This window comes from Massilia sp. 9096, from assembly GCF_000745265.1.
Classification (GTDB): Bacteria; Pseudomonadota; Gammaproteobacteria; order Burkholderiales; family Burkholderiaceae_D; genus Telluria.
On the sequence record NZ_JQNN01000001.1, the window covers coordinates 4,753,482 to 4,771,533 of the forward strand.

14 protein-coding genes are annotated in these 18,052 nt (G+C 67.3%); 3 read left to right on the forward strand and 11 right to left on the reverse strand.

What is annotated here, in order from left to right:
- Nucleotides 1–54 precede the first annotated feature (54 nt).
- The gene (locus FA90_RS25910; protein WP_081934066.1) at nt 55–1,203 is read left to right on the forward strand and encodes an IS5 family transposase; all 1,149 of its coding nucleotides are present in this window, start codon (nt 55–57) and stop codon (nt 1,201–1,203) included.
- Between the two features lie 149 nt (nt 1,204–1,352).
- A complete protein-coding gene (locus tag FA90_RS20565) occupies nt 1,353–2,411 on the forward strand; it encodes an MBL fold metallo-hydrolase (RefSeq protein ID WP_051971962.1) in 1,059 nt (352 codons plus the stop codon).
- Between the two features lie 9 nt (nt 2,412–2,420).
- On the opposite strand, the gene FA90_RS20570 is transcribed toward FA90_RS20565, so the two are convergent.
- The 9 genes from FA90_RS20570 to FA90_RS20610 form a co-directional block, all read right to left on the reverse strand.
- Nucleotides 2,421–3,740, reverse strand: a complete 1,320-nt coding sequence (locus FA90_RS20570) for a hypothetical protein (RefSeq protein WP_036172161.1) — start codon at nt 3,738–3,740, stop codon at nt 2,421–2,423.
- Between the two features lie 25 nt (nt 3,741–3,765).
- Entirely contained in the window at nt 3,766–4,854 is a 1,089-nt protein-coding gene (locus FA90_RS20575; protein WP_036172163.1) for an NAD/NADP octopine/nopaline dehydrogenase family protein, read from the reverse strand.
- Between the two features lie 138 nt (nt 4,855–4,992).
- Nucleotides 4,993–5,760 carry a fused MFS/spermidine synthase gene (locus FA90_RS20580; protein WP_036172165.1) on the reverse strand — a complete coding sequence of 256 codons (768 nt, stop codon included), beginning with the start codon at nt 5,758–5,760 and terminating at the stop codon, nt 4,993–4,995.
- A gap of 21 nt (nt 5,761–5,781) precedes the next feature.
- Complete coding sequence (locus FA90_RS20585; RefSeq protein WP_036172167.1) at nt 5,782–7,143, reverse strand: PAS domain-containing sensor histidine kinase; 1,362 nt, start codon at nt 7,141–7,143, stop codon at nt 5,782–5,784.
- 12 nt (nt 7,144–7,155) lie between these two features.
- Nucleotides 7,156–8,493 (reverse strand): sigma-54 dependent transcriptional regulator, encoded by a 1,338-nt coding sequence (locus FA90_RS20590; protein WP_036176540.1) that lies wholly within the window; start codon nt 8,491–8,493, stop codon nt 7,156–7,158.
- Nucleotides 8,494–8,513: 20 nt separating this feature from the next.
- Nucleotides 8,514–9,743 carry an ABC transporter permease gene (locus FA90_RS20595; protein WP_036172169.1) on the reverse strand — a complete coding sequence of 410 codons (1,230 nt, stop codon included), beginning with the start codon at nt 9,741–9,743 and terminating at the stop codon, nt 8,514–8,516.
- Between the two features lie 10 nt (nt 9,744–9,753).
- Nucleotides 9,754–11,064 (reverse strand): ABC transporter permease, encoded by a 1,311-nt coding sequence (locus FA90_RS20600; RefSeq protein WP_036172171.1) that lies wholly within the window; start codon nt 11,062–11,064, stop codon nt 9,754–9,756.
- Nucleotides 11,065–11,073: 9 nt separating this feature from the next.
- Entirely contained in the window at nt 11,074–11,781 is a 708-nt protein-coding gene (locus tag FA90_RS20605; protein WP_036172172.1) for an ABC transporter ATP-binding protein, read from the reverse strand.
- 22 nt (nt 11,782–11,803) lie between these two features.
- Nucleotides 11,804–13,072, reverse strand: a complete 1,269-nt coding sequence (locus FA90_RS20610) for an efflux RND transporter periplasmic adaptor subunit (RefSeq protein WP_036172173.1) — start codon at nt 13,070–13,072, stop codon at nt 11,804–11,806.
- 234 nt (nt 13,073–13,306) lie between these two features.
- On the opposite strand from FA90_RS20610, the gene FA90_RS20615 reads away from it, so the two are divergent.
- Nucleotides 13,307–14,944: a hypothetical protein gene (locus FA90_RS20615; RefSeq protein WP_156116789.1), complete on the forward strand. Its 1,638-nt coding sequence runs from the start codon at nt 13,307–13,309 to the stop codon at nt 14,942–14,944.
- Nucleotides 14,945–14,981: 37 nt separating this feature from the next.
- Here FA90_RS20615 and FA90_RS20620 read toward each other — a convergent pair whose 3' ends face one another.
- Nucleotides 14,982–15,977: a 2-hydroxyacid dehydrogenase gene (locus FA90_RS20620; protein ID WP_036172174.1), complete on the reverse strand. Its 996-nt coding sequence runs from the start codon at nt 15,975–15,977 to the stop codon at nt 14,982–14,984.
- A 48-nt stretch (nt 15,978–16,025) separates the two neighbouring features.
- The gene (locus FA90_RS20625) at nt 16,026–17,912 is read right to left on the reverse strand and encodes a phosphoethanolamine transferase (RefSeq protein WP_036172175.1); all 1,887 of its coding nucleotides are present in this window, start codon (nt 17,910–17,912) and stop codon (nt 16,026–16,028) included.
- Nucleotides 17,913–18,052: the final 140 nt, after the last annotated feature.

Genomic DNA, 18,052 nt, shown 5'->3' on the forward strand with positions numbered 1-18,052 from the left:
ACAAAATCAATAACGTAGCTGTGGCATGCTATCCCGATGTGGAAGGAGCATGCCATGGCAACGAAACATCCACTCGACGGTACTGAGCCCTCAAGCAACGTTGGCGGCAGGCCGCCGGCGTTGAAGCCTGAGCATATCGCGATTTTGCACGACATCGTGACGGAGCGCGCCCAAGCCAGTTTGCATGAAATCGCCGACGAGCTGCATCGCCGCTGTGGGTTACGCGTTTGCGATGCAACGATTCGACGCGTGCTGCGTGCGCAAGGCATCGTACGGCTCAAGCCAGCGCGCCGCGCGCATACGGAGCGAGCTGAGGGCGCCAAACGGTATGGCTACACGGCAGTGCACCGACGCAAGGATATTTCCCCATACAGCACCAATCTGACAGATGCCGAGTGGGAGCTGGTCGCTGATTTGTTCGAGCGATTACCAGGAAAACGAGGCACGCCTGTGCATTACAGCCGCCGCGATCTGGTAAATGCGTGCTCGTATGTACTGCGCACGGGTTGCGCCTGGCGGCTGTTACCCGAGACGTTTCCACCTTGGCAGGCGGTCTACAAGGCATTTTCGCGCTGGGTCGAAGCCGGCGTATTCGAGCAGATGCAGGACCGGCTGCGCGAACAATGGCGTGCACGAATGGGACGCGCGAGTACGCCGGCCGCAGCAGTGATCGATGCACAGTCCACTCGCGCGTCGCCACAAGGTGGCGAAAGCGGATTCGATGCAGGCAAGAAGGTCAAAGGACGAAAGCGCAATCTCGTCGTCGATACAATGGGGCTGCTCATCGCAGTCACGGTGACCGCCGCGAGCGTGCAGGACCGAGATGCTGCCGCAGCCGTGGTTGCGCAAGCGTGCGCCAAGAGCCCTCGGCTCGAAAAGCTTTACACCGACGGCGCGTACGGTGGGAAGTGCGCCCATGATATCGAGCAGGCGCATCATATTCGTGTCGAAGTCGTTCGTCGTCCAGGTAACAGCACGATCGGAACGCTGCACGATCCCAAGACGACATCTGAGCCAACTGCTGTTATCAACTCAGGATTCACGATCCTGCCCAAACGCTGGGTCGTTGAACGAACCCACGCTTGGACCGAACGCTGGCGCCGCACAGTGATGCATCACGACCGCAAACTCGCGGTATCAGCGGCTTGGGTTTGGCTGGCCGAGGCACGTATGCTACTCAGCAGGCTCGCTTATCAAGGTTGATTTCGTCCACACCCTGTAAGAGCGCCTGACAAAAGCCCCCATGGCTGCGTTGCATCGGCTCGCCGTACTAGCTCCAAAGCCGAAGATGGTCGGCAGGGAAGAGCGGAACGTGAGATGATCGGCGACATTCCATTTCACGCGTCCATGCCATGAACCAGCCGACCGCATCGCCTGAAGTCTCGTCGACGCCGACCGGGGCCCTGCGCCGCCCCGACGGGCGCTTCCGCAACGTGATCCCGCGCCAACCCATGGGTCTGAAGAAGACGCTTGGCCTCATGCGGCGCATGTTCTTCGACAAGCCCAAGACCACGGTGCCGGACCGCCCGCTGCCGCTGCATGCATTGACCCGCGCCGAACTCGAGGCGGCGCCGGACGCCAGCCTGTGGCGCCTCGGCCATTCGACCATGCTGCTCAAGCTGGACGGACGCTTCTGGCTGACCGACCCGGTGTTCTCGGAATATGCGTCGCCGTTCCAGTTCATCGGACCGAAGCGCTTCCATGCGCCGCCGATCGCCATCGAGGATCTGCCGCCGCTGGCCGGCGTGATCCTGTCGCACGACCATTACGACCACCTCGACCACGCCAGCATCCTGCGCCTGAAGGACAGGGCGCAGGTGTTCGTCACGCCGCTGGGCGTCGGCGACCGTCTGATCGGCTGGGGCGTCGATGCGAATAAAGTGCGCCAGCTCGACTGGTGGCAGTCGACCGAAGCCGGCGGCCTGCGCCTGACCGCCGGCCCGGCGCGCCATTTCTCCGGCCGCACCCCGCGCGACGAGGACACCACGCTGTGGGTGTCGTGGATCATCCACGCGCGCAGTGCGGACACCACGCTGAACATCTTCTTCAGCGGCGATACCGGCTACCACGCCGGCTTCAAGGAAGTCGGCGAGCGCTACGGCCCGTTCGACGTCACGCTGATCGAGAACGGCGCCTATAACACCGATTGGCCCGAGGTCCACATGCAGCCCGAGGAAACGCTGCAGGCCCACCTCGACGTGCGCGGCCGCTGGCTGGTGCCGATCCACAACGGCACCTTCGACCTGGCTTTCCATCCCTGGTACGAGCCTTTCGAGCGCATCGCGGCGCTGGCGCACACGCAGGGCGTCGAGCTGGCCACGCCGATGATGGGCGAGCGCTTGTCGCTGGCGCAGCCGCAGGCCGGCGGCGCGTGGTGGCGCCAGGCGATGCCGGCGCACAGCGCGCCCTGAGCCTGCGCCTCATGCCGACAAGGCGCTGACCACCAGGCGCCGCTTGCCGTTCGGCGCCAGCGGGATGTCGCTTTCCTCCTGCAGCGAGATGTCGAAGAAGCCGCCCCAGCGGCGCTGCTGGGCCTCGAGCAGGAAGGCGCGCTGTTCCGGCGCCAGGCGCCCGTGGCGCCCCACCACCGCCAGTATGATCTCGCCGGGGCGGCGCTGGCGCACCTGGTACAGGCGCACGAAGTCCCAGGTGGCCTCGTCGATGCTGATTGCCAGGCCGGGCACGCGGCGGCCGTTGCGGTCGACCAGGAATTCGTGGCCGCGTCCGTCGATCGCGGCGCAGCGGCCGTTGGCGTCGATGCGGCCGTAGTCGCCGGTGCGGTAGCGGATCAGTGGCATCACGTCGTTCCACAGCGAGGTGCCGACGATCTCGCAGCGCTCGCCCTCCATGCGGTTTTCGCTCCAGCCGTACAGTGGCTGGAAGCGGTAGTTCATGGTGCCGTGCTGGTTGTGGTCGGCGAAGGCCAGGTTGGTGCGCTCGGACAGGCCGTAGTTGAGCGAGATCGGGCAGCCGAACAGGCGCTCGATCGCCGCCAGCTGGCCAGGGGTCGCCGGTTCCGAAGCCAGCAGCACGGCGCGCACGCCCATCGTCGGCGGATCGGCGGCCAGCAGCTCGGCCAGGGTCGCGGCCGAACTCGGGTAGGCGTGGACGTAGCGCGGCCGGAAGCGTTCGATCGCCGCCGCGATCGCGGCCCGGTGCCCGGCATGGATGTGGTAGGGCGACAGCATCAGGCGGTTGCCCACCACCCGGGCCGGTCCCTCGTGCGCGAGGCGGCGCGCGTCGGCGCCGATGCGCAGGATGCGCGCCTTGTCGAACGAGAAGCCGAAGCGCCCCCATTCGTGCGCGAAGAAGGCCTTTTCGATGTCGGCCAGGCGCTTGCTGCGCCAGACGCCGATGCCCTGGCCGGACGAGCCGCCGCTGGTCGCGTACAGCAGGCGGCGCGGGTCGAGCCGGCAGTCCAGGAAGCTGCGCTGGCGCGCCATCACCTCGTCCTTGGTCAGGTAGGGAAAGCGCGCCAGCACCTCGTCGAGCGGTTCGTGCTGCGCTTCGGCGGCGCTCAGGCGCACGCTGTCGCGGTAGTGCGGCACGTGGGTCAGCGCATGCGCGAGCGTCGCGCGCAGGCGTTCGCGGGCGCGCGCGAGGCCGCCGTCGCCGTCGCGCGCCAGCCAGGCGCGGATGCGGAAGTGGTCGGGGTGGTACAGCGCGCGCGTCGGCAGCCAGGGGCGCCAGGCATAGTAGCGGCGCGCCATCCAGTCGTGCAGGGTTCCGGGCGTGGTCATGGTTGGCTCGCGTTCCGTGTCGGGTTCAGTGGTTGAGTGTGTGGCGCAGCTCGTCCGCCGACAGGTCGCCCAGGCCGAGGCTGGACAGCGTGCGCGCCTCGATGGCGAAGTCGCGGTCGAGCAGGCCGCCGGCCAGCACGATCAGCGCATCGGCGACCGGGGTCGGCACCTCGACCGTGCGCCCGATCGAGGACAGCAGCGCCAGCCCCATCGGCACGTCCTCGGTGACGAAGCGCGAGTCGATGCTGCCTGGGCCCTTCGGCCCGCCCTCGCGCGCGTAGCGGCGGAACACGGCGATGCCGCTCTGGCTCAGGTCTTCCTCGTTGCGGAAGCGGCATTCGTCGAAGTAGGGCGAGGGAATGCCGCCGGTGGCCGCGATCACCGCGTTCTTCTCGCGGTCGAGCCGGTCGAGCAGGCGCAGCACCGAGGGCGTGAAGGCTTCGCGGTACATCCAGAATTCGCCCTGCGCATACTCGATGCGGCTGGCCGAGAGCAGCGTGCCGATGGTGTGCACGATCAGGTTCGGATTGTGCAGCGCCGATTCGACGATGTTGCTGCGCGTGGCGACATAGGTCGGGAACAGGCGCGCCGCGCGCGCCAGCCCTTCCTCGGCGCGCCCGCGCGGCACGAAGGCCAGCGCGTTGCGCACGTTCTTGAACAGGACGTCGACCACGCCCGGCTGGGCCAGGCGCGCATCGTAAGGCAGGCTCTCGCCTTCGGCCAGCAGGAAGCCGGCCGCGCGCTGCCAGCGCTGGAAGTGGCAGGAGCCCATGTAGCCGGGCGCCAGCAGCACCAGTTCGCGCCCGTCCAGGCGTGGGCCGATCAATGCGGCCACCTGCGGGTGGTACTGGGTCTGGGTGGTGACGATGACGGCGTCCGGCGCCATCTCGAAGGCTTCGTCGGCGTCGCGCGTGGCGAACGCCAGGCGGGCGGTGCGCGGCAGGGCGTCGCGCGGACCGCGCAGCGTGATCGCGCGGGTTGCGCTTACCTTGTCGAAATTTTCGTCGTGCAGGGCGTGCGATGTCTTCAACAACCCGACCCGATGCCCATCGAGGGCCAGGATCGCCCCCAGCGCACAACCGGCGTTACCAACGCCGACCATAAGTACGTTCATCCTTGTGCTCCGTCAGAAAGTCTGATGACGAAGCTTGACGATGCCAGTAGCTCAATCAGCTGGGTTGCGATAGCTCAGTTATGCGTGGCGGATAACGGGGAACTTGCTGGGGCCGTGCCGGCAGAACAGGTATCGGCATCAGCCCAGGTGGTCGCGCATCCATTCCTTCAGACCATTGACCCAGGTCTTGGCCGGCAGGTTGTAGCGCCGCTTGATCTCGGCGGCGCGCTCGTACAGCACGGCGAAATCGATTTGCGGCGCCTCCTTGAACGCGATCACGACGATATTCGCGTCGTGCACCTCGGGCAGCCAGACCACGGCATCGAAGGCCTGCTCCATCGCCTGCAGGTTCTTGTCGTAGTTGATGAAGTCGCCGAACACGTTGGCGGTCATGATGCCGCCCGGCGCCAGGCAGTCGGCGCAGGCCTGGTAGAACTCGGGCGTGTCGAGCACCGGGCCGCGCGCTTGTTCGTCATATAAATCGACCTGCAGCACGTCGAGCGTGCCGTGGCGGCGCGCATCCATCACGAAGTCGAGCGCGTCCATCTCGCGCACGTCCAGCCGCGCATCGTTGGGCGGCAGGCCGAAATAGTCGTGGCAGATCGCGATCACGTTCGGGTTCAGCTCGGCGACCTCGACCCGTGCCTCGGGAAAACGCTGCCAGCAGAACTTGGTCAGCGCGGCGCTGCCCAGCCCGAGCTGGGCGATGCGGCGCGGCCGTTCGACGAACAGCATCCACATCATCATCATCTGCACGTATTCGAGTTCGATCGCGTCCGGACGGGCCAGACGCATCGCGCCCTGCACCCAGGAGGTGCCCAGGTGCAGCGAGCGCACGCCTTCGAATTCGGTGATGGTGGCCGGCGGGTGGCCGGGCTGGGAGAAGCGGGGGTCGGGACTAGGCATGCAGATATCTTACCCGACCGCTTAGCCGACCGGCAGGATCATCGTCACCGCCAGCCCGCCGCCCTCGCGGTTGGCCAGCAGGATGCGCCCGCCGTGCGCCTCGGCGATCTCGCGCGCGAGCGCGAGGCCCAGGCCGGTGCCGCTGCGCTTGGTCGAATAGAACGGTACCAGCGCATTGGTCAGCACGGCGTCGTTCATGCCGGCGCCGCGGTCGAGCACGTCGATGCGCACCACCTCGTGCGCCCCGTCCCGGTTTGGATCATTGATGCGGCGGATCTGCAGCTCGACCTGGGTCGGATGCGAGCCGGATTCGTGGGCGTTCTTGAGCAGGTTGATGAGGGCCTGCTCCATCTGCACGCGGTCGATCCGGGCCGGTTCCTCGGGCAGCGCGCCGACCAGGCGGAACGCCACGTGCGCGGCCAGGCCGGCCACGAAGTCGCGCCAGGGGATGGTGTCGATGCGCGGCGTCGGCAGCTTGGCGAAGCGCGCATAGCCGAGGATGAAGCTTTCCAGGTGGCGCGTGCGCTCGCCGATGGTGTCCAGGATCTCCGGCAGGCGCTCGACCTGGCCGCGCCGCACCAGCGCCGCGCCGGAGTGGGCGAGCGAGGCCAGCGGGGCCAGCGAATTGTTCAACTCGTGGCTGATCACGCGGATCACCTTTTTCCAGGTCTGCACCTCCTGGCGCCGCAGCTCGACCGTGAGCTGGCGCAGCAGCAGCAGTTCGTGGCGCCGCCCGTTCAGGCTGAAGTCGCGCCGCGCCAGGTGGTACACCTCCTCGTCCTCGCCTTCGCCGGCGGTGAACAGGCCGTCGCCGCCGCGCGCCAGCGCCTCGACCAGCGCCGGCGTCGCCTGGGCCAGCACCTCATCCAGCGCATGGCCTTCGAGCTTGCGGCCTTCGAACAGCAGCTGGCGCGCGGCCAGGTTGGCGTAGACGATGCTGCGCTGGGCGCCGGCTTGCCCGCTCACCAGCAGCATCGCCACCGGCGTGTTCTGCACCATGGTGTCGAGCAGCAGCTCGCGCTGGACCAGGTCGAGGCGCTGCGCACGCAGCACGTCGCCGAGCGCGTTGTGGGCCTGGACCAGGTCGGACAGCTCGTCGTTCTGGGCCCAGTGCAGGCCGAACGAAAAATCGCCGTCGCGGTAGCTCGTCACGGTACCTTCCAGCGCCCGGAACAGCGACAGGATCGGCTGGATTTGCGAGCGGATCGTGATCAGCGCGATCGGCACCACGCACAGCAGGCAGATCGCCAGCACCGCCAGCGGCCGGCCGGGCATCAGGTGGTCAAGCGCCAGCGCGACCAGGATCCCGACCGCCAGCAGCGTGCCGACCAGCGCCGACCAGCGCGTGACCAGCGAAAGCCGAAAGCCGCGCGTGGTTTTCATGCCGTCACGCCGTCAGCCCGCGCGCGCGATGCCGAGGCGCTCCATGCGGCGATATAGCGCCTGACGCGACAGCCCGAGCTCGCCGGCTGCCTGGGCGATCACGCCGCCCGCGCGCGCGAGCGCCTGCACGATGGCGTCGCGGTCCGGTTCGGCCTCCTGCGCGCCGCCGGTGGGCGCCACCGGCAGGCCGAGGTCGGCCGGCTTGATGACCTCGCCCTGGGCCAGCAGGTTGGCGCGCGCCATCACGTTTTTCAGTTCGCGCACGTTGCCGGGCCAGGCGTGCGCCTGCAGCGCGGCCTCGGCGCTCGGCTGCAGGGACTTGCCGGGCGCCAGGAAGCCGCGCGCCAGCGGCAGGATGTCGCCCGGACGCGCGGCCAGCGCCGGCAGCTTCAGTTCGATCAGGTTGAGACGGTAGTACAAGTCTTCGCGGAAGGTTCCGGCGCGGATCATCGCCTGCAAATCCGCATTGGTGGCGCTGATCACGCGCACCTTCACCTGCCGCTCGCGGTTCGAGCCGAGCCGCTCGAAGCGTCCGGTCTCGAGCACGCGCAGCAGTTTCATCTGCCCGGCCAGCGGCAGGTTGCCGATCTCGTCCAAAAACAGCGTGCCGCCGTCGGCCGCCTCGAACTTGCCCTCGCGCGCCTTGGAAGCGCCGGTGTAGGCGCCGGCGTCCGCGCCGAACAGCTCGGCCTCGATCAGCTCGGCGGGCAGGGCACCGCAGTTGAGCACGACGAAGGGGCCCTCGCGCACGCTGGAGTTGGCCTGGATGATCTCGGCGATGCGCTCCTTACCGGTGCCGTTCGGACCGGTGATCAGGACCGGCACGTCGGCGCGCGAGACCTGGCAGGCCAGGCTCAGCACGCGCTCGGTGGCCGGGTCGGCCCAGACCAGGCCGCGCAGGTCGTACTGCCGTTCCAGTTCGTTGCGGGCGCGGCGTTCGCGCTGCAGCCGCTGGGTCAGGGCGCGATTGGCCTGGCAAAGTTCGATCAGGTTGGTGACGGTCGCCAGCAGGCGGTCGTCGTTCCAGGGCTTGGGCAGGTAGTCGGCGGCGCCGGCCTTGACCAGGTCGACCGCCGCGTCGAGGTGGGTCCAGGCCGTCAGCAGGATCACCGGCAGGTCGGGATGGCGCTTGCGGATCTCCTTGAACAGCGCCACGCCTTCCTCGCCGGACGTCGTGTCGGCGCTGAAGTTCATGTCCTGGATCACCAGGTCCACCGGCTCGCGTGCGAGGACGTCCAGGCCCTCCTCCGGCGAGGCGGCGCGCAGCGCGCCGATGTCGTGCAGGGAAAACAGCACGTCGAGCGCCATGCCGACGGCGGCGTTGTCATCGATGATCAGAACGGTAGGCATGGCCATCAGGATAACACTGCTCAGACGCTGCGGGTTGCAGTCGCCGGCGAGATGCTGGCCGCTTTCCAGGCCGGACCGTAGGCCGCCAGCACACCGAGCAGCCAGAAGCCGAGCGCCCCGAACACGAGGTAGCCGGCCGGCAGGCGCGCCATCTCGAGCTGGCTCACCAGCAGCTGGTTCAGCGCCAGGCCGAGCGCCACGCCGCCGAACACGCCGGCGCTGGTGATCATGAAATTCTCGAGCAGGAAGTAGCGCAGGATGTCGACGCGGCGCGCCCCCAGCGCGCGGCGCACGCCGATCTGCTTGCGGCGCTGCGTGACCCACAGGCTGGCCATGCCGACGATGCCGCAGCAGGTGATCAGCAGCAGCAGGGCGCTGACCGCCATCAGTGTCCATTGCAGGGCGACGTCGTTGCGGTAGCGGCGCCGGCGGTCGCCTTCGACGGTGTCGGCCTTGACGATCAGCGGCAGGGCCGAGGACTTGCGCAGCGCCGCTTCGGCTTCCTTCATCACGCGGTCGCGCTGGCCCGGCTCGGTGCGGATCGCGAACATCGCCTTGCCGGAGCCGAACTGGCGCTGCGGATAGATGACGCCCTGCCAGTCGTCGTTGCTGGTTTGGGCATGCGCGCTGATCAGGCGCTCGACGACGCCGACCACACGGCTGCCGGCGCCGGGTTTGCTGGTGACGTACAGCGTCTTGCCGATCGCTGACTGCCCCGGCCACAGCTTGTCCGCCAGCGCCCGGGTGACGATGATGGCCTGCGGCCTCACCTCTTCGATGCTGTCGTTGATTTCCGCGACCTCGCCGGGCAGGAAGTCGCGGCCGTCGACCAGCTGCAGGCCGAAGGTCTTGACCAGCGAATCGCCGGATACGTACACGGAAGCGACCGTGCTGGTCTTTTCCTGGCGCGGGTCCAGCTTCACGCTGGTGACCCAGCCGCTCTGCGACATCGGCATCTGGCTGACCTGCGCGACCGAGGCCACGCCGCCGACGGCGCGCAGTAGGTCGGCTTGGCGCTTGATGTCGGCGAGCTGCTTTTCCGGCGTCTCGTCGCCGAGCGTGCGCACCGACAGGTAGAAGGTCGAGGCTTCGTCGGACAGCCCGGACGGGCGGGTCACCACGCCGCGCCGCTCGCTGACGATGTGGACGGCATTGGCCAGGATGGCCAGGCTCATGGCGACTTGCAGGGCCACCAGGATCGGACCGGTCTTGTTGCGCAGCAGCGCGGACAGGATGGGACGGAATTCCATTGCGTTCTCCTTACTGGGATTTGAGCTGGATGGCGGGCGTGACCTGGCAGGCGCGCCAGGTCGGCAGCAAGCCGGCCAGGACCGCCGCGCCCACGGCCAGCACGAAGGTCAGGCCCAGCATTTTGACGTCCATGGTGGCGACGCCCGCCATCTCCTTGTTGTTCAGGCGCAGCAGGGCCAGGGTGCCGAAGGCAAGCAGCAGTCCGAGCCCGCCGCCGACCAGTCCGACCACGCCGGTCTCGATCAGGAACTGGCGGAAGATCTCGGCGCGCGAGGCGCCCAATGCGCGGCGCACGCCGATCTCGGAGGCGCGCGCCGAGAACTTGGCGAGCAGCAGGCCGACCGTGTTCACCAGGCACAGCAGCAGGAAGCCGAACGCCAGCCAGGCCTGCAGCTTGCTGTCCTTCGGGACCACCTTGCCGTATTCCAGCCATTCACGGACGTTGTACAGCATGTTCGGCGCGTGGCGCTTCAGGCGGCCCAGCTTGCGCTGTTCGTCCGCGTAGCTGTCGAGCCAGGATTGCAAGTCGCCGCGTGCACCCGCCGATTCCGTCTCGACCCAGGCGGTGATCCAGGTGCATTCCGAGGCCAGGAAGGCGGCGAAGCCGGGATCGGTCGTGCCCGAGCAGCTGATGCCGCCGTTGATGCCGGCCTCGTGGCGAACCGCGCTGGCCAGCGGGATAAAGAACTCCTCGCTGTTGCCGAAGCGTGGCCCGCCCGAGAGCTGGTAAAAGCGCGGCAGCGGCGCCCAGTCGCCGGTCACGCCGACGATGGTGTAGGGGACACCCAGCATCGTCAGGCGCTGGCCGACCGGATCGGTGTCGCCGTACAGCTTGTCGGCCAGCCGGCGGCTCAGGACCACGACGTCGGCGCCGCGCGCCTCGTCGGCCGCGCTCCAGGCCTGGCCGCGCAGGAAGGGCACGTCGAACATGGCGAAGAAGTCATGCGTGGGCGCGAGCCCGGCGGCGCTGAAAGGCTGCATGTCGCGCCTGGGCGGTTCGACCGGGACGCTCACGGCGTACAAGGCGGTACGGCGCACGCCCTGGCCGCTCTTGACGATGCTCATCGCATCCTGGTAGCTGATCTGGCGGTCCTTGTTCGGCTCCCTCGGCGTGTAGTCTTCGAGCGGACCATTGTCGATGATCGGCACGAACAGGCGCTCGCTCTTGTGCGGGATCGGGTCGTTCGACATCATGTGCAGGATGGTCAGCGTCGACATGCTGGCCGCGACGCCGACCGCCAGCGTGATCACCATCAGCGCGGTCAGCACCGGATTGCGGCGCAGGCTGCGCACGCCGAGCTTGAAGTAATAGCTGAACATGGCGATTCCTTATGCGGTGGCGGCGCTGTCGACCAGCGTCGGGGTCTTGCGCACCAGGTCCGACACCTGACCGTCGACGATGTGCACGTTGCGGCTGGTGCGCACCGCCAGCTCGGGGTCGTGGGTCACCATCAGGATGGTCGTGCCGGCGGCGTTGATCTCTTCCAGCAGATCCATCACGCCGCGCGCCATCTGCGTGTCGAGGTTACCGGTCGGCTCGTCGGCCAGCAGCAGCTTGGGCGAGCCCGCGAGCGCGCGCGCGATGGCCACGCGCTGCTGCTGGCCGCCGGACAGCTCGGCCGGATAGTGCTTCATGCGCGACGCCAGGCCGACCTTGGCCAGCGCGTCCTCGATGCGCTTCTTGCGTTCGGCGGCATTGAAGCCGCGGTAGCGCAGCGGGACGTCGACGTTGTCGAACAAATTCAGGTCCGGGATCAGGTTGAAACCCTGGAAGATGAAACCGAGCTTTTCGTTGCGCAGCTTCGAGCGTGCGTTGTCGTCCAGGCCCTTGACGTTGACGCCGTCGAGCACGTACTCGCCCGCGCTGAATTCCTCGAGCAGGCCGGCGATGTTGAGGAAGCTGGTCTTGCCCGAGCCGGACGGGCCGGTCACGGTGACGAATTCGCCTTCCCTGACGTCGATCTCGAAGCCGCGCAGCGCGTGCGTCTCGATCATGTGGGTGCGATAAACTTTAGACAGATTGGTCATGCGCAGCATGGTCTTGTCCTTTCAGGTTCGGTTATTGGTTGATCGAGACGTTTTTTGCGTTGTTGAAGGCGTCGGTGCCGGCGACGACCACCTTGTCGCCTTGCTTCAGGCCGGACAGGATTTCGACCGCCGAGATGCTGGTCGCGCCCATCTGGATCGGCGTGCGGGTGGCGATGCCGCCGCGCACCACGTAGGCGTAGCGTCCGCCCTCGCTTTCGACGAAGGGACCGCGCGCCACCATCAGCACGTTCGGCTTCTCTTCGATCAGCAGGCGCGCCGTCACGCGCTGGCTCTGGCGCAGTCCCTTGGGCTGCTCGCCATCGAAGCGCACGCGCGCCAGCACCATGTTCTTGACCACTTCCGGCGACAGCGCCGACAGCGTGCCGGTCGCGCTGCCCGAGGGCAGGGTGACTTCGGCGTGCATGCCGATGCCGAGATCGTTCACGTAGGTCTCCGGCACTTCGATCTCGACTTCGAGCTTGGACAAATCGACCAGCGTCATCAGCGGCGCGTTGGCGGCGACCACCATACGGTTCTGCACGTTGAGCGTGCCGATGAAGCCGTCGACCGGCGCGCGCACGGTCAGTTCGTCGACGCGGCGCTGCGCCTCTTCCATCGACAGGCGCGCGCGTTCCAGTTCGTTGGCCTTGGTCTTGATCGACAGCGCGACGTCGTCGCCTTCGAGCGTGGCCGCTTCGGCCGCGTGCCTGGCGCGGATCTGCGCCGACTGCACCGCGTCCTTGGCCTTCTGGAAGTCGATCTTGGCGATGATGCCGAGCTCGCCCACGCTCTGGTAGCGCTCCAGCGTGCGCTGGGCCGACAGGCGGTCGATCTCGGCGGTGTCGGCGTCCTTCTGCGCCAGCAGCTTCTGCTTGCGCGCCAGGATCTTCTGGCGCTCGACCTCGGCCTTCAATTGTTCGTAGTTCGAGACTTCCTTCTTCAATGCGTCGGACAGGTCCGGGGACTCCAGCACGGCCAGCACCTGGTCTTTCTTGACGGTGTCGCCGGCCGCGACCTTCAGGTTGACGGTGGCCGGCGCCTTGGCGTACAGCGTCGGGCTGACCGCGGCGACGACGCGGCCGTTGACCGAGGCGTCGCGCACCAGCGTGCCGCGCGTGACCTCGGCGATGCGCAGGCGCGAGCCGCTGACCGACGCCTCGCTGCTGCGCCAGGTCGACAGCAGCGCCACGAACAGCACGGCGATGCCGGCCGCGCCGCCGATCCACAGGGTGCGGCGTTTCAGCTTGTGGCCGGCGCGCGGGGCGATGACGGCGTCTTGGTGGGAAGTGTCGCGGATCATGATGGCTTCTCGTGTTTGGACACCCGAGTATTTGCACGAAGCGTGCCACCGCCTAAGTCGTTGATTGCATTGAAAACCCTTGCTGCATAGGGTGTCCGGACGCGTCCGCGCGGCGGCGGGAACGGACAGCGCGGACAGCGCGGACGCTGCAGTACTCAACAGGCGGCTTGATATTCTGGAAAGCGTCCGCAATTTCCTGACAACAAAATCCGGCCCGGCCGTGGAAAGCGCCTCATGACTCCGCTCCTGTTTCAGCTGCTGCGCGCCTGGCGTCCGCTCGGCGGGCACATCGCCCGCCTGTTCCAGCCTGCCGAACCTGTGCCCCAGGATTATCCGTTCGCGCCCACCGACCTGGCCCAGCTGTTGCGCGTGCGCGGCGCCGATCGCACGGCCGAACTCGACGACCCCACTTGGCGCGACCTGCTGCTCGCGCGCTACCTGGACACGCTGAGCCCTGACGTGAGCATCTTCGGACGCCAGGTGCTGTACCGTCGCCTGCGCGCGGGCACGGACGTGTCCAACGTGTCCGGAGTGGCCGCGCAGCGTGCGCGCGTGAGCCGGCTGATGGAAGACCCGGCGCAGCTCGAGGCGCTGCATGGCAAGCTGGCCTGCCTGCGCGCGGCCGACATCGAGGTCGCCACGCTGCTGTTCGAAGACGAGCAGCCGGTGCGCCCTGGCTGGATCAGCCATCTGCTGTGGCTGCCGCTGCTGCTGGCGGCCTCGATCGCGGCGGCGCTGCTGGTGTCGCCCTTGGGCTGGGTCGGCGCCGGCGTCGCCATGTATTTCCTGGTCACGACGCGCATGCGCTACCAGGACCGCATCGGCCCGTGGCGGCGCTCGGTGCGCGCCTTGCAGATGCTGCTGCGCGCCTGCTCGCTGCTCGATGGCAGCGGCTTGCCATTGACCGAGGCGTTCGCCGGCCGCGCGACCGTCGGCGGACGCCTGAGCCGTGCTCTGTCGCGCTCGCCGGTGGCGGAGGCGGTGCCGGACATGGCCGAATACACGAACTGGTTCCTGGCGGCCGAACTCCGGCATTATTTTCACAGCGTCGGCCTGGTGTTCGGCCAGCGCACCTTCCTGCGCGAGTGCTTCCAGCTGTGCGCCGAGCTCGAAGCCGACGTCGCCCTTGCGCGCCACCTGCGCACGCGCGCGCGCGCGGGCGCGCCCTGGTGCTGGTCGGACAGCGGCGGACAGCGGACACTGCGGCTGATTGGTGGCGTGCATCCGCTGCTCGAGGATGCCGGCGCGCTGTCGATCGGCCTGGAGGGCAAGGGCGCTTTCCTGTCCGGCCAGAATGGCGTCGGCAAGAGCACCTTCCTGCGCACGGTCGGCCTGAACCTGGCGGCGGCGCGCGCTTTCGGCTTTTGCTACGCGCAGCAGGCCGTCCTGCCTGCGCTGCCGGTCGTGGCCAGCATGCAGAACGAGGATTCGCTGCTGGGCGGCCAGAGCTTGTATATCGCCGAACTGGCGCGCGCACGTGAGCTGCTGGCGGCTGCGTCGGCGCGGCCGGTCGTGTGTCTGATCGACGAGGTGTTCCGCGGGACCAATCACGAGGAAGCGGTGTCCGCGGCGGCGGCCGTGGTCGACGCGCTGGCCCAGGATGCGCTGGTGCTGGTGTCTTCGCACAACCTGGTGCTCGGGCCGTTGCTGGCGCATCGGCTGGACCCGTGGCGCATCGTGCGCGATGCCGATGGCGCGCTGCATATGGAAGCCGGCGTGCTGGGGCGGACCAATGGGGTGGCGCTGCTGGCGGCACATGGGTTCGATGGGGGCGTCCAGCGCCAGGCCGAGCGGGTGGCGGCCTGGCTGGCGGGACAGCGGCGCGCGGAGCCGGACGCCGCTCTACTGGCGAGCGAGGGCGGCCGCGCCTAGACCACGGGCCGGCTGGTCCGGCCTGTCCGCCATGCCCTCATGGCGCCGGAATCCGGTTGCGCAGCGTGCGTCCAAGCGCGAAGTCGGTGATGCTTTCGATGGTGGTGCGCATGATCTGGCCGATCGCCTCGACCGTGAAGAAGGCCTGATGGCCCGTCACGATTACGTTCGGGAAGGCCACCAGACGCTGGATTACGTCATCGGTGATTATCGTCGAGGACAGGTCCTGGAAGAACAGGCTGGCTTCCTGCTCGTACACGTCGATCGCCAGGCCGCCTAGCTGGCCGGTCTTCAGCGCGGCGATCGCGCATTCGGTGTCGACCAGGCCGCCGCGGCTGGTGTTGACCAGGATGCAGCCGCGTTTGATGCGCGCCAGCGAGGCTGCGTCCACGATGTGATGGGTTTCCGGCGTCAGCGGGCAGTGCAGCGACACGACGTCGCTGCAACGGAGCAGCTCATCGATGCTGACATACCGTCCGCCCAGCGCTTCGAACGCCGGCGAGGGAAACATGTCGTAACCCACCAGCGAGCAACCGAAACCGGCCATGATGCGCGCAAAAATGAGGCCGATCTTGCCGGTGCCGATGACCCCGACGGTCTTGCCGTGCAGGTCGAAGCCCATCAGGCCTTCGAGGTCGAAGTTGCCGTCGCGCGTGCGGTTGCTCGCGCGCGCGATCTTGCGATTCACCGCCAGCAGCAGGCCCACCGCAAACTCGGCCACCGAATGCGGCGAGTAGTCGGTGACGCGCACGACCGCGATGCCCATGTCTTGCGCAGCTTGGGCGTCGATATGGTTGTATCCGGTCGAGCGTGTCGCGATCAGCCGCGTGCCCTGCATCGCCAATATCCCGAGCACCTCGGCGTCGACGTTGTCGTTGACGAACACGCAGACAGCCTCGCAGTCCTTGGCCAGCACGGCGCTGGTGCTGGTCAGCCGGTCTTCCATGAAACGGAGTTCGTGGCCTGCGCCCGCGTTGGCTTCGGTCAGCATGGTCTTGTCGTAGCGGCGTGTGCTATATACGGCGATCTTCATTTCTGCTCCCGGTCAGCCTGCATTGCCGCATTCTACCCAATGCGCCGCTCACTCCCGCGCCAGAGGCTTGCCGCGTGCAATCACCTCGCGGCAATCCCCCTTCATGACCGCATTGTCGTAATCGGTCCATCCATAACTGTCGACATAGCGCTTGTGCTGCTTGAAGCGCGCGTTCACGAAGCTCCATTCGAGATGCTCGTCCGGATAGCGCAGATCGGCCATGTCGAGCAGCGTATGGAACATGTTTTCCGTGGCCAGCCGGGCTTTCCGGTGGCGCAGCAGTTGGGCGACCTTGTCCGGATAGCGGTCCTGGTACGCGTCCGAATACCAGGCGAAGGCCGGCACGTGGAATTCGTATTGCGTGTTATGGCCGTGGAAGGCCAGGCGGCAGCTGTTGTCGTACAAGGTCTGGCCGTGGTCGGCCACGTACAGCATCGATGCCGCTTGCCCGGTCTCCTTCAAGGTTCCGATCACGTGGTCGAGGAACCAGTCGGTGTACAGGATCGAGCTGTCGTAGCTGTTGTTGAGCGGGGTCTTGATGCGCAGGTCGGTGTAGACCGGATTGTCGACGCCGTACAGCGAGGGCAGCCATTGATCGAATTGCCTGGGATAGCGGCGGCTGTAATTCCAGTGGCTGCCGAGGGTGTGCAGCACGATCAGCTTTTTTGGCGCCGGGTCGCGCACCGCGTGCTGCAGGGGCGTGAACAGCACCTCGTCGTAATTCGAGTTGTCGGTGAAGCCGCCCAGGTTGAGGAAATCGACCACGTCGGCCTCCTTGGCGAACACCGAGACCGGCGTGTCGAATTTGCCGAACGAGATCTGGTTCGACAGCCAGAACGTCTTGTAGCCGGCTTCCTTGAACGCGGTGATGAACGATTTTTCCGAGAAGCCGTCTTTCAGGCTTTGCGTGGCCGGTTTGCGCGACAGGATCACCGGCACCGACAGGCGGGTCGCCGACACCGACGTGATCACGTCCGGCAGCGTCACCAGGTTGGCTTCCTTCGATAACAGCGGGTTGGTCGCGCGCGCATAGCCGTTGATGCTCCAGCGGTCGTAGCGCGAGGATTCGCCGATCACCATCACGACCAGCTGCGGCGCGGCGTCCGGATTGGCCTGGTGCGCATGGAAGCGGAACGCGGCGCTGCGCCGGTTGAGGTTGGCCAGGTAGGCGCGTTCCTTGTAAAAGTCGACGCCGCGCGCCATCAGGCCGAACGGCCAGGCGTGGGCGAAGGCGTCGAGGTCGAACGGCAGCCGGGCCCAGTGCGCCAGCGGGGGCAGGGCGCGGCGCGGCGGCGCGCTGCCGGCGGCGGGGGCGGCGGTCTCCTCGCCGGCTGGAGCGCCGGCAGAGGCAATGGCGCCAGCGTTGGCGCCGGCCTTGACCAGGTGGATCGGCGTTACCGCCCGCGCCGGGCGCGCGGCAAGCGCCAGGTTCGGGGGCGCCACGCCGAATTCCAGTCCATAGCCGAACACCAGGGCGGCCAGCGCCAGTACGCCCAGCACGATCGGGCGCGAGACGTCGTTCCAGTCGAGTTCGCGCGTGATCCAGGCGGCGCGCCAGCTGGCGCCGAACCAGGCCAGCACGCCGGCGAACACGCCGATCAGCAGCCAGACCTTGTTGCCCAGGAATTCCATCGCCTCGGCCGGGCTGGTCTCGAACAGGATGCCCAGGTGGTGGGTCGAGATGCCCTGGCCGTAGAACGCATATAAATAGAGTTCGACCGGCAGCGCCAGGAACGCCGGCAGCAGCAGCCAGTGAAACCAAGCCGGACGCTTGAACAAGGCCCATACGCCGATCCAGCAGATCAGCTCGATGCCGGCGATCGCGCCCGCATGCACCAGCGGCTGGCCGAACAGGCCGGCGGCGAACGGAGTGCAGGACAGCAGCAGGTAGGTCAGGACGACGAACAGGGAACGCGGGCGCAGCAGGAAGGGCATGAAAGCGGAACGGGGAACAATTGGCAAAGGGACAGCATTATCGCCTTTTTGCCACACAGAAATCTGCACCCTGCACAACAACAAAAAAGCCGCGTACACTGCTTGTGTCGCAAGCGCGACATTCTCTTGTCGTTTACCCA

Bases quoted from the DNA above. Each gene is read 5' to 3' on its own strand.
- FA90_RS20585 (WP_036172167.1), bottom strand. From the start codon at position 7,143: ATGAAAACCACGCGCGGCTTTCGGCTTTCGCTGGTCACGCGCTGGTCG.
- FA90_RS20575 (WP_036172163.1), bottom strand. From the start codon at position 4,854: ATGAACGTACTTATGGTCGGCGTTGGTAACGCCGGTTGTGCGCTGGGG.
- FA90_RS20605 (WP_036172172.1), bottom strand. From the start codon at position 11,781: ATGCTGCGCATGACCAATCTGTCTAAAGTTTATCGCACCCACATGATC.
- FA90_RS20625 (WP_036172175.1), bottom strand. From the start codon at position 17,912: ATGCCCTTCCTGCTGCGCCCGCGTTCCCTGTTCGTCGTCCTGACCTAC.
- FA90_RS20610 (WP_036172173.1), bottom strand. From the start codon at position 13,072: ATGATCCGCGACACTTCCCACCAAGACGCCGTCATCGCCCCGCGCGCC.
- FA90_RS20580 (WP_036172165.1), bottom strand. From the start codon at position 5,760: ATGCCTAGTCCCGACCCCCGCTTCTCCCAGCCCGGCCACCCGCCGGCC.
- FA90_RS20600 (WP_036172171.1), bottom strand. From the start codon at position 11,064: ATGTTCAGCTATTACTTCAAGCTCGGCGTGCGCAGCCTGCGCCGCAAT.
- FA90_RS20565 (WP_051971962.1), top strand. From the start codon at position 1,353: ATGAACCAGCCGACCGCATCGCCTGAAGTCTCGTCGACGCCGACCGGG.
- FA90_RS20590 (WP_036176540.1), bottom strand. From the start codon at position 8,493: ATGCCTACCGTTCTGATCATCGATGACAACGCCGCCGTCGGCATGGCG.
- FA90_RS20570 (WP_036172161.1), bottom strand. From the start codon at position 3,740: ATGACCACGCCCGGAACCCTGCACGACTGGATGGCGCGCCGCTACTAT.
- FA90_RS20615 (WP_156116789.1), top strand. From the start codon at position 13,307: ATGACTCCGCTCCTGTTTCAGCTGCTGCGCGCCTGGCGTCCGCTCGGC.
- FA90_RS25910 (WP_081934066.1), top strand. From the start codon at position 55: ATGGCAACGAAACATCCACTCGACGGTACTGAGCCCTCAAGCAACGTT.
- FA90_RS20595 (WP_036172169.1), bottom strand. From the start codon at position 9,743: ATGGAATTCCGTCCCATCCTGTCCGCGCTGCTGCGCAACAAGACCGGT.
- FA90_RS20620 (WP_036172174.1), bottom strand. From the start codon at position 15,977: ATGAAGATCGCCGTATATAGCACACGCCGCTACGACAAGACCATGCTG.